The sequence below is a fragment of the Herminiimonas fonticola genome, assembly GCF_040395855.1.
Classification (GTDB): Bacteria; Pseudomonadota; Gammaproteobacteria; order Burkholderiales; family Burkholderiaceae_D; genus Oxalicibacterium; species Oxalicibacterium fonticola_A.
Map to the genome: position 1 here is coordinate 1 of NZ_JBEBPO010000068.1, position 13,560 is coordinate 13,560.

The window sequence follows — 13,560 nt, forward strand, 5'->3', positions numbered from 1 at the left end:
TCGCCGGTAATTTCCGTCGTTTGCGCCGACGTGATCACGGTGACGTTGGCCAGGCTGTGCAACTTGCGCTGCAACACGGCATCGGCGCGCAGTTCTGCGCCAAATTCGATCAGGGTCACATGACCGACGATACCGGCCAGATCGATCGCCGCTTCGACACCGGAGTTGCCGCCGCCGATTACTGCTACACGTTTGCCCTTGAACAGCGGGCCATCGCAGTGCGGGCAATACGCAACACCCTTGTTACGGTATTCGTTTTCACCCGGCACGTTGATGGTTTTCCAGCGTGCGCCGGTGGCGAGGATCACGGTTTTGCCTTTCAGCGAGCCGCCGTCCTTCAGTTTGATTTCGATCAGTTTGCCCGGCACCAGCTCGGACGCCATTTGCACGTTCATGATGTCGACTTCGTAGCTCTTGACGTGCTGTTCCAGCGCGACGGCAAATTTCGGGCCGTCGGTTTCCTGCACCGAGACAAAGTTTTCAATCGACAGCGTATCCAGCACCTGGCCGCCGAAGCGTTCCGCGACCACGCCGGTGCGTATGCCTTTGCGTGCGGCGTAGATTGCAGCGGCTGCACCTGCAGGACCGCCGCCGACGATCAATACATCGTACGGTGCCTTGGCGCTGAGTTCTTCCTGTTTGCGCTTGTTGCCGCCGGTATCGAGTTTGGCGAGTATCTGTTCGATGCTGACGCGACCTGATTCAAACGGCTGTCCGTTCATGAACGTTGTCGGCACAGCCATGATGTCGCGTTCCTTGACTTCGTCCTGGAACAAACCGCCGTCGATCGTGACAGCACGGATGCGCGGATTGATCAGCGCCATCACGTTGAAGGCTTGTACGACTTCCGGGCAGTTATGGCAAGACAGCGACATATAGGTTTCAAAGGTGTAGTCGCCATCGAGATTGCGGATCTGTTCGATCACGGAATCTTCCAGTTTCAATGGGTGACCACCGGTTTGCAGCAAGGCCAGTACCAGTGAGGTGAATTCGTGGCCCAGTGGAATCGCGGCGAATTGTATGCCTGCGTGTGCGTCCGGGCGCTTGATGATAAAAGAAGGTTTGCGCTCGTCGTCATCGGTGCGTTCGACCAGAGTGATCTTGTCGGTCAGCGCGACGATTTCCTGCAGCAGTTCCTGCAATTCGCGAGATTTGTCGCTGCCATCGAGTGACGCGACGATCTCGATCGGTTGTACGATCTTTTCCAAATAAGAGGCTAATTGGGTTTTGAGATTGGCATCCAACATGATGGGTCCCTGCTTTCTTTTCAGTTTATAAAAAAGGTAATGCTCAAAGTGCAATGCACTTGTTACTGCGGTGAAGCTTTTATTCCGGGCCCAGCACTGGGCCCGGAACGATCAAACAATACTTACTTGTTCAAACTACTGATTGCTTCTTAGATCTTGCCGACCAGATCCAGCGATGGAGCGATGGTTTTTTCGCCTTCTTTCCATTTCGCTGGGCAAACTTCATTTGGATGCTCGGCAACGTATTTGGCTGCCTTCAGCTTGCGCAGTGTTTCGGATACGTCACGAGCGATGGCGTTGTCATGCACTTCCATGGTTTTGATGACGCCTTCTGGATTGATCACGAAAGTACCGCGCAGTGCCAAACCAGCTTCAGGGATGTGCACGCCGAATGCATTGGTCAGTTGGTGAGTTGGGTCGCCGACCAGTGGGAATTTGGCTTTGCCAACTGCTGGCGATGTTTCGTGCCAGACTTTGTGCGAGAAATGGGTGTCGGTGGTGACGATGTAGACTTCCGCGCCCAGTTTCTGGAATTCTGCGTAGCTGTCAGCTGCATCTTCAACTTCGGTTGGGCAGTTGAATGTGAATGCTGCCGGCATGAAAATCAGTACGGACCATTTGCCCTTCAACGATTGTTCGGTGACTTCAATGAACTTGCCATTGTGGAAAGCTTGCGTCTTGAAAGGCTGGACTTGAGTGTTGATAAGTGACATTTCGTTTTCCTTACAGGGTTAAAAAGAGGTGTGAGTACAGATAATAAGCGCTCGGCCATTATTTGTATAATTGATTTAATTTCTTCATTCGATTTGTTTTCGCTATCGAATAGGGCTGCATACAGCTGTTTCAATAACGAATTGCCTATTATGCCGTCTTACAGGGTTTGCTGCCCCGGAGGACTGTATGGTCAAGCACAACGCGTGCAGTGCCGCCGGCCTGTCCTTGTTTTACGCATATCAAGGCCGCATATAAAGAATTCAAGGAAAGGAAAACGTCATGAAAAAAATCATTGCTGTCTCCAATGCTCCCCGTCCTCATTGGGTGGGTGACGGTTTCCCGGTACGCTCGATGTTTTCATATCAAAGCCACGGCAAGCAGCTCAGTCCTTTTCTGTTGCTCGACTACGCGGGCCCGGCTGAATTTCCGGCCGCCGATCGCCCGCCCGGTGTTGGTTCGCATCCGCATCGCGGCTTTGAAACCGTCACCATCGTCTACCAGGGCGAAGTTGCGCATCGCGATTCCACCGGCCAGGGCGGCGTCATAGGTCCGGGCGATGTGCAGTGGATGACGGCCGGCGCCGGCATCCTGCACGAAGAATTTCATTCGGATGCATTCACCCATTCCGGCGGGACGCTGGAAATGGTACAGCTGTGGGTCAATCTTCCTGCCAGGGACAAGATGACGCCGCCCGGCTATCAGGCTATCGTCAGCAACGATATTCCGGTCGTGGCTTTGCCTGACGATGCCGGAACGCTGCGTGTGATTGCCGGCGACTATGCAGGCCATGCGGGAGCCGCGCATACCTTTACACCGATGCAGGTGTGGGATGTGAATCTGAAGCAGGGTGGCAAGAGCGAATTTACATTGCCCGATGGCTGGAACTCTGCGCTGATCGTATTGCGCGGTACGGTGCTGGTCAATGATGAACGCGTTGCGCGCGAAGCGCAGATGGTGGTGCTCGATAGCAGCGGCAGCAAGGTAAGGATAGAAGCCAATAGCGATGCTGTAGTGTTGCTGTTGAGCGGCGAGGCTATCGAGGAAGAGATCGTTGGTTATGGCCCGTTTGTGATGAACAGCCAGGCTGAAATTGCGCAGGCGATTGCTGACTTCAATAGCGGGCGCTTTGCACAGATACCTGCGCAGTCGTAACGAGGCGGGGCGTCATGCCGCGTCTGCATGGCATGACGTCCTCTTCCCGTCGCGAATGGCGGCGTTGCATTCCCCACATTGCGTTGCCAATGACCTTATAATTTGCCTCTTCATCCGTTTGCATCGTGCAGATTCCGTGCGGACTTCGTTCAGATTTCAATTCAAGGCTTATGAGTATCCCTTCCACCAAAACCGCAGCGACCGGCATCAGCGATGCCGAATGGCAGGTTCGTCTCGATCTCGCCGCCTGTTATCACCTGTGTGCGTTGAAGAACTGGGACGACCTGATCTATACGCATATCTCCGCCACTGTGCCCGGCGAAGAAGATCGCTTCCTGATCAATCCATTCGGCTTGCGTTTCGATGAAATCACCGCCTCGAATCTGGTCAAGATCGATTTGCAGGGCAATATCATCGGCGACCAGACGGCGCGCGTAAATGTGACCGGCTTCGCGATTCACGGCGCCGTGCACAGCGCACGCAAGGATGCGATGTGCGTCATGCATTTGCATAATGAAAACGGCGTTGCGGTCGGCATGCAGCAAGGAGGATTATTGCCCTTGTCACAGCACGCAATGCGTTTTTACCAGCAGATGGGCTATCACGATTACGAAGGACTGGCGCTGTCGCCAGTCGAGCAGACGCGACTGATTGAACGCCTGGGCGATTATCCTGCGATGCTGTTGCGCAATCACGGCACGCTGATCAGCGGCCGCACGATTGCTGAAGCCTATGTGCTGATGGATACGCTGGACAAGGCGTGTTCTTTCCAGCTGAAGGCGCAGGCTGGCGGCGGGCCGCTGAATATTCCACCGCCTGAAGTGTGCGCCAAGACTTACAGGGAATTGCTCGGTGACGGCTCGCCGGAAGGCATACTCGAATGGCCGGCATTGCTGCGCAGACTTGATGCGGTATCGCCTGCATATCGCGATTAACGGCCACGACTGATTTACTCAACAACTTATTCAATAATTTATTAACCAGAAGGGAAACCCATGCCAACCATTAACGTTCAATTATTTGAAGGCCGCACCGTCGAACAAAAACGCGCTTTCGTCAAAGCCGTTACTGAAGCAACCGTTGCCACGCTCGGCTCCAGCGCTGAATCGGTCGATATCATCATCGAAGATGTGAAGCGCGAAAACTGGGCAACCGGCGGCAAGCTGTGGTCCGACGTCTGATTGAAACAAGCGTATCCGCCAGCCGCAATCATCGGCTGGCACGCATGATTGTGCCGATCTCTTCGGCGCCCCATTGATAAATCATGCGCATCACCGACACACTCGCCATCGACGATAGCGAGATCGATCTCACCGCCATCCGTGCGCAAGGCCCGGGCGGACAAAATGTAAACAAGGTGGCGACGGCGATTCATTTGCGCTTCGACATTGCCGCTTCATCGCTGCCGGATTATCTGAAGGAGCGCTTGCTGCTGCTCAACGATCAACGCATCAGCAAGGATGGCGTCATCGTGATCAAGGCGCAGCAGGGTCGCAGTCAGGAGCAAAGTCGCGAAGAAGCCTTGCGTCGATTGCAGGAGTTGATCGTTGGCGTGACTGTCGTGCCAAAAGCGCGGCGCGCCACCAAGCCGACCTACGGTTCGCAACGCAAGCGCCTGGATGGCAAGAATGCGCGCGGGCAGACCAAGGCCATGCGTGGCAAGGTTGCCATCTGAGTTCCCATTTGCACGCGCAAAAGCAGCATTTCCCTATGTGATGTAAGGTACAGATAACGCTGTGCTTTCCAGCGATACTTGCATCTTCAATGTGAGGTGTCGACATCGACAAGCGATATGAACAAGGCTTTTGTAAAGGAAACAGGCGACGACGAGACTTTGTCCTTGTTGCCGGAAATGCCATTGGGTGTACGCAATTACATCACGCCGGCAGGTTATCGGCATTTGCAAAGCGAGTTGCAGCGCTTGATGAATGCGGCGCAGTCCGCGGCTGCGCACGACGAAAATTCCGGTAACACGGTCTTCCCGGAGATGTCGCCGGAACGGAGTTTGCGCGACCTTGAACAAAGCATTCATTATCTGCAAGCGCGTCTGGAAACGGCGGAGATTGTCGATCCCGGCGTGCATGCCGGCGAAGAGCAAATCTTTTTCGGCGCCAACGTTATCTATCAACATCAAAACGGCAAACAGCAGACCGTGACCATTGTCGGTCTGGATGAACTTGATCCGGCCAACGGCAGGATCAGCTGGCTGTCGCCGGTGGCGCAAAGTTTGTTGGGTGCTTGGACAGGCGATGAGGTGACGCTGGAGAGCCCTGCCGGAAAAGAGATGTTGAAAGTAAGGGCTGTGCACTATCCGGTGCGCAATAGCGAGCCGGGCGCAACTGCAGCGAGTTCCAGCGACAAGAAAACGAAGTAATGTTGTTGATATGAGATGCAGCTCGGCCTGCAAACAGAATCAGTCACCAAGGAGTGCAACATGACGCACGATCATTCTTCAAAAACCGAGAAAAAACCGCTAGTCGAGGCGCAAAAACTCACCCACGAGTCGCATGAAGAGTACCTGCTGGACAAGGCCCTGGCGCAGACCTTTCCCGCCAGCGATCCGGTAGCTGAAATGCCGACTGAAACTGTATCTTCCGAGGAAGAGCAAGCCAAGGAAACCTTGCTGGATATCGGTATTGAAATGACTTTTCCTGCCAGCGATCCGGTTTCAGTGTCGTCAGGCATTACGCGCATCGAGCATTCGCCGGATGCAGTGGATGCGCATATCGATCACCAAAACAGCCATGAAATCGAAGCAACTGAAAAAGCCGTAAAACATCCCCGCAAATAAAAGACGGTAAATCAGCAGAATGTCAGGGGAATTTCAGCGTCGCGCATTGCGCGATGCTGCCTTCTTGCCTTGCGATAGACACAGGCATGTCATCCGTCATCTTGTTCCGGTTTTAATTGACCTCGGTTAAGATCGGTGAAATCTGCTGCAACTTTCGGTAAAAATGCCGTTTCACGCGCTACTCCTTTCATGTTAGTATGCGACCGCACGCTAGGGGTCCTGAAGGCAACAGTCTTCGGGTGAGATAAAACCCTCCGTACCTGACCTGGATAATGCCAGCGTAGGGAAGCGCACAAAGTCCACGCACTACCTCTTTGTTCATTCCCTCGCTCGCGTCCGTTTTTTACGATTGATTTGCGACCGAATGAACAACATGATGCCCGCCCCGTCCTTCTCTTATTCCCTGCTTGCCCTTGCGATTGCACAGGCGTTTGCCTTTGCGTCGGCAGCACAGGCACAAACTTCCGACGATGTATTGCCTGCCGTGACGGTGGTGTCGGATTCGGCGACCAGCGCAGGCGTGGCCGGCATAGGCAGTTTTTCCGACACGCCCTTGCGCGAAGTGCCGGCCTCGATCAGCGTCATCACACATGAGCAGATGCAGGATCGCAGCATTCGCAGCGCCACTGATGCAGTCAAATACGATGCCAGCGTACAGAATTCCTATAACGCAGTGGGTTTGGCGGACTGGTTTGCGATACGCGGATTTACGCTCGATATGGGAAGCAGCTATCGCAAGGATGGCATGGTAATCCTTGCGCAATCGATGATCCCGATGGAAAACAAGGAGCGTTTCGAGATTCTTAAAGGCGTCGATGGTTTGCAGGCCGGCGGCGCTTCGGCCGGCGGCATTCTTAACTATGTCGTCAAGCGTCCAACGAACCAGCCCTTGCGTTCGGTCACGCTGGAAGTCAGTGAGCGCGGCACGCTTTACGGTGCAGTCGATCTGGGCGGACGTTCGGATGACAAGCGTTTTGGTTATCGTATCAATGCGGCGGCGGCAGATATCAAATCCTATGTGCAGGGTTCCGATGGCGATCGCAAGTTTGTATCGGGCGCATTCGACTGGCGTCTGAGCCCGAAAGCCTTGCTGCAAATCGATCTCGATTACCACCACAAGTCGCAATTGACGGTGCCGGGTTTTCAATTGCTGGGCGGAACCACGATACCTACCGGCGTGAGCGGCAAGACGATGTTGAACAATCAGCCGTGGAGCCTGCCGGTTACAGACGATACCAATAACATCGGTGTGAAGTTTGAATACGAATTGAACGATAGCTGGCGTACTGTTTTGCAAGCCAATAAATTTGAATTGCGGCGCGATGATGCGGTTGCATTATCGTCCGGCTGCCCGACGACAGGCATATCATCTGGCTATTGCGCAGACGGGACATTCGGCTTGTACGATCTGCGGCGTGACAATGACAAGCGCTCGGTGATGACGACGCAGGCCATGTTGCAGGGCAAGTTCAATACCGGTGAGGTCAAACATGATCTGACCCTGGGTGTATCCACGCTCAATCGTCGGGACAACTTTGCAGATTATCTTTTCAATCGGGCGGATGGCGATGGGCTTGGCAGCATCTACTATCCGAAGTTCAACACGGTTACCCTTGCGCCGACCAACCCCGTCAGCTTGCGTCGTAAAGAAGACGAGCGGTCTATTTTTACGCAAGACATCTTGTCCTTGAGCGAGCGGCTCAAGTTGCATGCCGGTGTGCGCTATACGCAACTGGAGCGCGATCAATTCAGGGCCTCGGGCGCGCTGGTTCGCCATACCGATAAAGACTTTGTACTGCCGAGTGTCGCTTTGGTATTCAAGCCGCAAGCAAACTGGTCTGTTTACGGTTCTTATTCGGAAGGTCTGGAATCCGGCGCGGAAGTTCCATCTCCGCTGAATGATGCCGAGACTGTACTTGATCCGAGCAAATCGAAGCAGGTTGAGATCGGCGTAAAGGCGGATCTGTCGGCAGACCTGAGCGTTGCTGCCGCATTGTTCCAGATCAAACGCAACAACGATTACGCGAATTCTTCTTTCGACTATGTTGTTGCTGGAACAGCCGTGCATCGCGGCATCGAATTGTCTGCACAAGGCAAGGCTACACGCAACCTGATGATAGGCGCGAGCATGACGGCGCTGCAGGCGTTTGCGAAAAATACCGGTGAGCCGCAGATCGAAGGTAAGCGCGTAGGCAATGTGCCGGCCTTCAAGTCTGCTGTCTACATGGATTACACGGTACCAACTATGCCAGCGCTCAAGCTCAATGCGACGTGGGTCTACTCAAGCAGCAAGATATTCGCGCCGACACGTGATTTCACTGCGCCTAACGTCATTGTGCGCAAGGAAGTCGATGCTTATCACGTGCTGAATGTAGGCGCACAGTACAAAACCAAAGTTTCCAATACGGTGACTACCTTCCGCTTCGGTATCGATAACGTGTTCGACAAGTTTTACTGGGGCGATGCATCGAATGCATTTGGTGGTTACCTGATTCCGGGTGCGCCGCGTGTATTCAGATTGTCGGCGCAGATGGATTTCTGATCACTGCCATCCAGGCACGTATCAGGCAAACCGCCACCGCTGTAGAAAGCACGCAAGGCTTTCTACGCCGGTGGCGTTTTTTATGGGTGTTGGTATTCTGCCGGCAGATAGGTGTTTACTTGCCGCACACGCTCAGCAACATCTCCTGATGCCAATAAAAAAGGGATGGCTTCTGCAGCGAGCGTCGCCAGCAATAGTTTGTGAACAGCTTGCCGTACCGTATCGGATTCGCGCTGCAGGCCATCGGCGATCCAGGGAGTGCTCGGTTCTGTGACGATGGTGAAGTCATAGCGATGCGCCCGCAGCAGATTTTCCAGCATTGCATCGATGCGGCCGAAATAGAATTGACTGTAGATAGCCGTCATCAGCGGCGTGGTATCGCAAAACAGAAACGCGCCGGCTGCTCGCGCTGCATCGTCCTCCCTTTCAAGTTGCGTACTGGCAATCAGATATTGTTCTTTTTCCTGCGGTGTACGCTGCTTCTCTTCCACAAACTCGCGCAGATATTCCGGCACCCAAACGGTATGGTGATGCGTGGCCAATGCGGCAGCCAGAGTCGACTTGCCGGTTGATTCTGCGCCGAGCAGTGCAATGCGTAACGGCGATGTGCTCATGAGGTAGCGATGTTTTGGTTTGCAAGGGATTTCTTCCAGGTGCGCAAGCCGATAACGGCCATGACGACAAACAAGGCAAACAGCAAGGCGGTGAGATACAGATTCTTGTGCAGATACAAGCCGATGTAAAGCAGATCGATGCCTATCCACACATGCCAGTTTTCCAGTTTTTTGCACGATAGCAAAAGTTGGCCGACCAGGCTGCCTGCGGTCAGGAAGGCATCGATATGTGGCACATCCGTATCGGTGAACAGACGCAGGAAGGAGGCGATGGCGACAAATCCGATCAGCCATGCCAGCGCCGAATGCAGCCAGCCCTTTGGTGTGAGGCGCGACACCTGTACGCCATGATGCGAGACGCCGCCGAACAGCCATTGATACGAGCCCCACAGCGAAACTGCGATAAAGAAAAATTGCAGCGACATATCACCGTACAGCTTGCTGTCGTAAAACACGACTGCATACAAGGCTGCCGATGCGATGGAGAACAACCACGCCCATGGCGATTGGCGAATATTCAATATCACCATGGCGAGCGCGAGTGCGAACGACACGATCTCAAGAAGAGAGGTGTGAATCAAACCAAAGAGCGCAAGCGGATCGTTCATGCCGGATATGTGCGTTGTTTTTTGTCGAGATAGAGGGTGGCGGCGGGTGAAAGCGCGGCTTGCCGAAATTTTTCTTAACGATATGGATAGACATCGTAATGCGAGCATGAATGTGCGCCTGCATGCGACTCCGCAGTATATTAAAGAAACGGACACTTCAAACACTATTCCCATTTTTTTCAATATGCCTGCAGCCAACCATCCCGATAATGCACCACCGGTCCCACCGGTACGGCCCGACAATGACGAATGCTGTCATGGCGGTTGCGAACCATGCATCTTTGATGTGTATGAACTTGAAATGGAGCGTTATCGTGTTGCCTTGAAGGCGTGGGAAAAGAATCGGGAAGACAGGATTGTGCGCAGGAAAGTAGCATCTAAATCATCAGCTAAATGATCATCGCTGCAATTTTTCCCCGTATTCCATGGCTGGATAAATACACACAAATAATTAAATCAAACGTTTGATTTATATGCTCTAATGCTGGCATGAAATCCGTCACCAGCAAAATCAATCTCAAATCGTCCGCTTCAAAGGCCTCTCCCGACAAGGAGGCAGGCGATGTACGCAAGCCGCGTTCGGATGGCGTCGAGGCGCGCGAGCGCCTGCTGCACACGGCCTTGCGCCTGTTTGCGGAAAAGGGTTACAGCAAGACTTCAACGCGCGAGATTGCGCAGGCGTCCGGCGTCAATATTGCATCGATCAAATATTATTTCAGCGACAAGGCCGGGCTGTATCGTGCCGCCTTCAGCGAACCTATGGGCGGCCCCTGTGATCATGCTCATCTTTCAGGGCAATCGAATCTGACATTGCGGGAATCCCTTGAAGGATTCTTTGCCATGTTTCTCATGCCTTTAAAACAGGGCGATCTGGTGCAGTTATGCATGCGCCTGCATTTCCGCGAAATGCTGGAGCCTACCGGCGTATGGGCGGAAGAAATCGATAACAATATCAAGCCTGCACATGCGGCGCTGGTGGCGGTTCTGCTCAAGCATATGGGCGTTGCCAGAGCGGATGACGATATCCACAGACTGGCATTTTCCATCGTCGGCCTGGCATTGCAGATTTTTATTTCGCGGGATGTGATTGAAGCGATTCGCCCCAAGCTGATTGCAACGCCGGCCGCGATCGAACTGTGGGCCGACCATCTGGCTGATTATGCGGAAGCCATGATTGCAGTTTCGGTAGCGCAGCGCGCCGCCGTGATTTCGCCTGCGATGGGCGGCATCAGCAAAAAGAAAAAATCATGAAAATATTTCACCTTGCCACTTGCATCAGCCTGCCCTTCTGGCTGACTGCCTGCGCCCTTAAGGCGCCGCCTGCGACGGTGCCGCTTACCCCGCCGCCACAATGGTTTGCGCCGGCACCGCAGGCGTCGGCGACAGATGGCGCTGCTGCTGGTTTGCCGCATCACGGCACGCTGACGGATTTGTCGCAATGGTGGCAACAGCAGAATGATCCGCTGCTGGTGGATTTGATTCAGGCTGCGCAAACCGTGAGCCCTACGGTTGCCACGGCGGTCGCGCGCATAGAGCAATCACGCGCGACCAGTGTATCGGCGGACGCGGCCTTGATACCCAAGCTGGATGCGAGCGTCAACGTGCAACGTACCAATATGCAGGCCCCGCTGCCCTTGGGGACGACGACGCAAGCGGCCCTGCAACCATCATGGGAAGCCGATTTGTTCGGCGGTAATCGCGCCACCAGCAGAGCAGCTCTCGCACGCTTGCAGGGCGCGCAGGCGAGCTGGCATGATGCCCGCGTATCTGTGGCGGCCGAGGTAGCCAACCGCTATTACAGTCTGCGTACCTGCAACAAGCTGATCATCGTGACACGCGCCGATGCGGATTCGCGTGCCGAAACTGCGCGCCTGTCGGATCTGAGCGCGAAGGCCGGATTCCAGGCACCGGCCACGGCAGCGCTGGCGCGCGCCAGTGCGGCGGAAGGCAGCGGTCGCGCCACCCAGCAGCGTGCCTTGTGCGATCTGGATGTCAAGGCGCTGGTCGCGTTGACGGCCATCGATGAGCCGGCCATCCGCAAAAAAATTGCCGATACGCCTGCGCCGGATACTTCCGCAACCATGCTGGATATCTCCAGCCTGCCAGCACAAACATTGACGCAAAGGCCGGATGTCTTCATTGCGGAACGCGAAGTGGCGGCTGCCAGTGCAGAAGTCGGCAACGCGCAGGCGCAACGTTATCCGCGTCTGACATTGAGCGGCTCGGTCGGCGTGGCGAGTTTTCGCTCCGGTGGCGTGACGACCAATCTCGATACATGGTCGATCGGTCCGGTGTCACTGACGCTGCCGATTTTCGATGGCGGCGCGCGCGCGGCAAATGTGACTGCAGCACAAGCGCAGTACGAAGCGGCGGTTGTCAGCTATCGCAGCAGCGTGCGGCAGGCAGTGCGTGAGGTGGAAGAAGCGCTGGTCAATCTGCAAAGCACGGCCGCACGCAGCGACGATGCACGCGTTGCGGTGGACGGTTATCGCGCCTCTTTCAATGGCACGGAAAGTCGTTATCAGAACGGTCTTGCCAGCCTGGTGGAACTGGAAGATGCACGCCGTGTCCGGCTGGCGGCCGAATTGAATGCCGTGTCGCTGGAGCGTGAGCGCATGGCCGCATGGATAGCCTTGTATCGCGCCGCCGGTGGCGGCTGGGTTAATCCCGACGCCGCACCGGCAGTGGCCGCACAAGCGCAATGATCGCCGTATCCATTCATTTGAATCTGACCAATAGCAACAATAACGGACTCAACACATGAAACGTTTCAAGACCAAAACCATCGTCCTTGCCGCCATCGCGCTGGTCGTCCTGGCCGCAATCATCATCGCCCTCGCAAGCGGAAAATCCGGTGCCGAGAAGAAAAAGGATGAAACAGGTCCCAAGCCGGCATTGACTGTGACGACAGCGCAGCCTTCAGAGGCGCGCTTGCCGATCAAGCTCTCCGCCAACGGCAGCATCACCGCATGGCAGGAAGCCATTATCGGCAGTGAATCGAATGGTTTGCAGTTGACCGATGTGCGCGTCAACGTCGGCGATGTCGTGCGTCGTGGCCAGGTGCTGGCAACCTTTTCGGCTACTTCAACGCAAGCCGATGTGGCGCAGGCACGTGCCAACCTGATGGAAGCTGAAGCCAATGCGGCTGATGCAAAGAACAATGCAGAACGCGCGCGTACGCTGGAAAGCACCGGTGCCTTGAGCACGCAACAGATCAACCAGTATCTGACGACCGAACAAACTGCCAGGGCCAAAGCCGAGGCGGCAAAAGCCATGCTCGCGGTGCAACAGGTGCGACTCGCACAAACGCAGGTTCTGGCTTCCGACAACGGTGTTATCTCTGCGCGTAACGCAACAGTGGGCGCGGTGGTTGGTGCAGGCACCGAACTGTTTCGTCTGATCCGTCAGGGCAGGCTGGAATGGCGTGCAGAAGTGACCTCTGCCGAACTCGGGCGCCTGGCAATCGGAACGCCGGCTCTGGTCACGGCAGCCAACGGTACACAGGTAAAAGGCAAGGTGCGCATGATTGCACCGACGGTCGATACGCAGAGTCGTTCGGCACTCGTGTATGTCGATCTGCTGCCGGCGGCAGCAAACATGCCACCCGCACGTGCAGGCATGTTCGCCACCGGCGAGTTTGATCTCGGCATGTCTACCGCCGTTACCGTACCGCAGCAAGCCATCGTGATTCGGGACGGTTTCAGTTATGTATTTCGTTTGAATGCAGATAACCGGGTAACGCAAACGAAGGTTCAGCCGGGGCGCCGTCTGGCCGACCGGATTGAAATCGTGGCAGGGATACCGCCGGATGCGGTGCTGGTTGTGAGCGGCGCCGGATTTCTCAATGATGGGGATCTGGTAAAAGTTGTCCCTGCACTGCCCGCTGATGGGA

At 55.1% G+C, this 13,560-nt stretch carries 15 protein-coding genes and 1 riboswitch; of the genes, 11 read left to right on the forward strand and 4 right to left on the reverse strand.

Going from position 1 to position 13,560, the window contains the following annotated elements; all coding sequences use genetic code 11:
• Together ahpF and ahpC are read right to left on the reverse strand one after the other, a co-directional pair.
• Positions 1 to 1,247 (reverse strand): alkyl hydroperoxide reductase subunit F (ahpF, locus tag ABWP27_RS09315; RefSeq protein WP_353155909.1); only part of this gene is annotated, 1,247 nt, incomplete at its 3' end.
• 149 nt (positions 1,248 to 1,396) lie between these two features.
• Positions 1,397 to 1,960, reverse strand: a complete 564-nt coding sequence (gene ahpC, locus ABWP27_RS09320) for an alkyl hydroperoxide reductase subunit C (protein ID WP_353155911.1) — start codon at positions 1,958 to 1,960, stop codon at positions 1,397 to 1,399.
• Between the two features lie 280 nt (positions 1,961 to 2,240).
• Here ahpC and ABWP27_RS09325 point away from each other — a divergent pair, with 280 nt between their 5' ends.
• The 7 genes from ABWP27_RS09325 (at position 2,241) to ABWP27_RS09355 (ending at position 8,446) form a co-directional block, all read left to right on the forward strand.
• Entirely contained in the window at positions 2,241 to 3,113 is an 873-nt protein-coding gene (locus tag ABWP27_RS09325; protein ID WP_353155912.1) for a pirin family protein, read from the forward strand.
• Positions 3,114 to 3,283: 170 nt separating this feature from the next.
• Positions 3,284 to 4,048, forward strand: a complete 765-nt coding sequence (locus ABWP27_RS09330) for a class II aldolase/adducin family protein (protein WP_353155914.1) — start codon at positions 3,284 to 3,286, stop codon at positions 4,046 to 4,048.
• 60 nt (positions 4,049 to 4,108) lie between these two features.
• Positions 4,109 to 4,294, forward strand: a complete 186-nt coding sequence (locus ABWP27_RS09335; protein WP_011979267.1) for a 4-oxalocrotonate tautomerase — start codon at positions 4,109 to 4,111, stop codon at positions 4,292 to 4,294.
• 83 nt (positions 4,295 to 4,377) lie between these two features.
• Positions 4,378 to 4,788, forward strand: a complete 411-nt coding sequence (gene arfB / locus ABWP27_RS09340; RefSeq protein WP_353155916.1) for an alternative ribosome rescue aminoacyl-tRNA hydrolase ArfB — start codon at positions 4,378 to 4,380, stop codon at positions 4,786 to 4,788.
• Between the two features lie 117 nt (positions 4,789 to 4,905).
• Positions 4,906 to 5,487, forward strand: a complete 582-nt coding sequence (locus ABWP27_RS09345) for a GreA/GreB family elongation factor (protein ID WP_353155918.1) — start codon at positions 4,906 to 4,908, stop codon at positions 5,485 to 5,487.
• Positions 5,488 to 5,547: 60 nt separating this feature from the next.
• On the forward strand, positions 5,548 to 5,904 hold the full coding sequence (locus ABWP27_RS09350) for a hypothetical protein (RefSeq protein ID WP_353155920.1): 357 nt from the start codon (positions 5,548 to 5,550) through the stop codon (positions 5,902 to 5,904).
• 202 nt (positions 5,905 to 6,106) lie between these two features.
• A riboswitch (TPP riboswitch) is annotated at positions 6,107 to 6,208 on the forward strand.
• Between the two features lie 72 nt (positions 6,209 to 6,280).
• A complete protein-coding gene (locus tag ABWP27_RS09355) occupies positions 6,281 to 8,446 on the forward strand; it encodes a TonB-dependent siderophore receptor (protein WP_353155921.1) in 2,166 nt (721 codons plus the stop codon).
• Positions 8,447 to 8,526: 80 nt separating this feature from the next.
• On the opposite strand, the gene ABWP27_RS09360 is transcribed toward ABWP27_RS09355, so the two are convergent.
• Together ABWP27_RS09360 and pnuC are read right to left on the reverse strand one after the other, a co-directional pair.
• The gene (locus tag ABWP27_RS09360; RefSeq protein ID WP_353155923.1) at positions 8,527 to 9,060 is read right to left on the reverse strand and encodes an AAA family ATPase; all 534 of its coding nucleotides are present in this window, start codon (positions 9,058 to 9,060) and stop codon (positions 8,527 to 8,529) included.
• Positions 9,057 to 9,668, reverse strand: a complete 612-nt coding sequence (pnuC, locus tag ABWP27_RS09365; RefSeq protein ID WP_353155925.1) for a nicotinamide riboside transporter PnuC — start codon at positions 9,666 to 9,668, stop codon at positions 9,057 to 9,059. The genes ABWP27_RS09360 and pnuC overlap by 4 nt, the downstream gene beginning before the upstream one ends.
• Between pnuC and ABWP27_RS09370 the strand changes: the two genes are divergently transcribed.
• The 4 genes from ABWP27_RS09370 to ABWP27_RS09385 form a co-directional block, all read left to right on the forward strand.
• The gene (locus ABWP27_RS09370) at positions 9,667 to 10,065 is read left to right on the forward strand and encodes an oxidoreductase-like domain-containing protein (RefSeq protein ID WP_353155927.1); all 399 of its coding nucleotides are present in this window, start codon (positions 9,667 to 9,669) and stop codon (positions 10,063 to 10,065) included. The genes pnuC and ABWP27_RS09370 overlap by 2 nt on opposite strands.
• A 92-nt stretch (positions 10,066 to 10,157) precedes the next feature.
• On the forward strand, positions 10,158 to 10,919 hold the full coding sequence (locus tag ABWP27_RS09375) for a CerR family C-terminal domain-containing protein (RefSeq protein ID WP_353155929.1): 762 nt from the start codon (positions 10,158 to 10,160) through the stop codon (positions 10,917 to 10,919).
• On the forward strand, positions 10,916 to 12,373 hold the full coding sequence (locus ABWP27_RS09380; protein WP_353155930.1) for an efflux transporter outer membrane subunit: 1,458 nt from the start codon (positions 10,916 to 10,918) through the stop codon (positions 12,371 to 12,373). The genes ABWP27_RS09375 and ABWP27_RS09380 overlap by 4 nt, the downstream gene beginning before the upstream one ends.
• Before the next feature lie 55 nt (positions 12,374 to 12,428).
• The coding region (locus tag ABWP27_RS09385) for an efflux RND transporter periplasmic adaptor subunit (RefSeq protein WP_353155932.1) at positions 12,429 to 13,560 on the forward strand (1,132 nt) is incomplete at its 3' end.

Bases quoted from the DNA above. Each gene is read 5' to 3' on its own strand.
- pnuC (WP_353155925.1), bottom strand. From the start codon at position 9,668: ATGAACGATCCGCTTGCGCTCTTTGGTTTGATTCACACCTCTCTTCTT.
- ahpC (WP_353155911.1), bottom strand. From the start codon at position 1,960: ATGTCACTTATCAACACTCAAGTCCAGCCTTTCAAGACGCAAGCTTTC.
- ABWP27_RS09380 (WP_353155930.1), top strand. From the start codon at position 10,916: ATGAAAATATTTCACCTTGCCACTTGCATCAGCCTGCCCTTCTGGCTG.
- ABWP27_RS09345 (WP_353155918.1), top strand. From the start codon at position 4,906: ATGAACAAGGCTTTTGTAAAGGAAACAGGCGACGACGAGACTTTGTCC.
- ABWP27_RS09330 (WP_353155914.1), top strand. From the start codon at position 3,284: ATGAGTATCCCTTCCACCAAAACCGCAGCGACCGGCATCAGCGATGCC.
- ABWP27_RS09350 (WP_353155920.1), top strand. From the start codon at position 5,548: ATGACGCACGATCATTCTTCAAAAACCGAGAAAAAACCGCTAGTCGAG.
- arfB (WP_353155916.1), top strand. From the start codon at position 4,378: ATGCGCATCACCGACACACTCGCCATCGACGATAGCGAGATCGATCTC.
- ABWP27_RS09375 (WP_353155929.1), top strand. From the start codon at position 10,158: ATGAAATCCGTCACCAGCAAAATCAATCTCAAATCGTCCGCTTCAAAG.
- ABWP27_RS09360 (WP_353155923.1), bottom strand. From the start codon at position 9,060: ATGAGCACATCGCCGTTACGCATTGCACTGCTCGGCGCAGAATCAACC.
- ABWP27_RS09325 (WP_353155912.1), top strand. From the start codon at position 2,241: ATGAAAAAAATCATTGCTGTCTCCAATGCTCCCCGTCCTCATTGGGTG.
- ABWP27_RS09370 (WP_353155927.1), top strand. From the start codon at position 9,667: ATGCCGGATATGTGCGTTGTTTTTTGTCGAGATAGAGGGTGGCGGCGG.
- ABWP27_RS09355 (WP_353155921.1), top strand. From the start codon at position 6,281: ATGCCCGCCCCGTCCTTCTCTTATTCCCTGCTTGCCCTTGCGATTGCA.
- ABWP27_RS09335 (WP_011979267.1), top strand. From the start codon at position 4,109: ATGCCAACCATTAACGTTCAATTATTTGAAGGCCGCACCGTCGAACAA.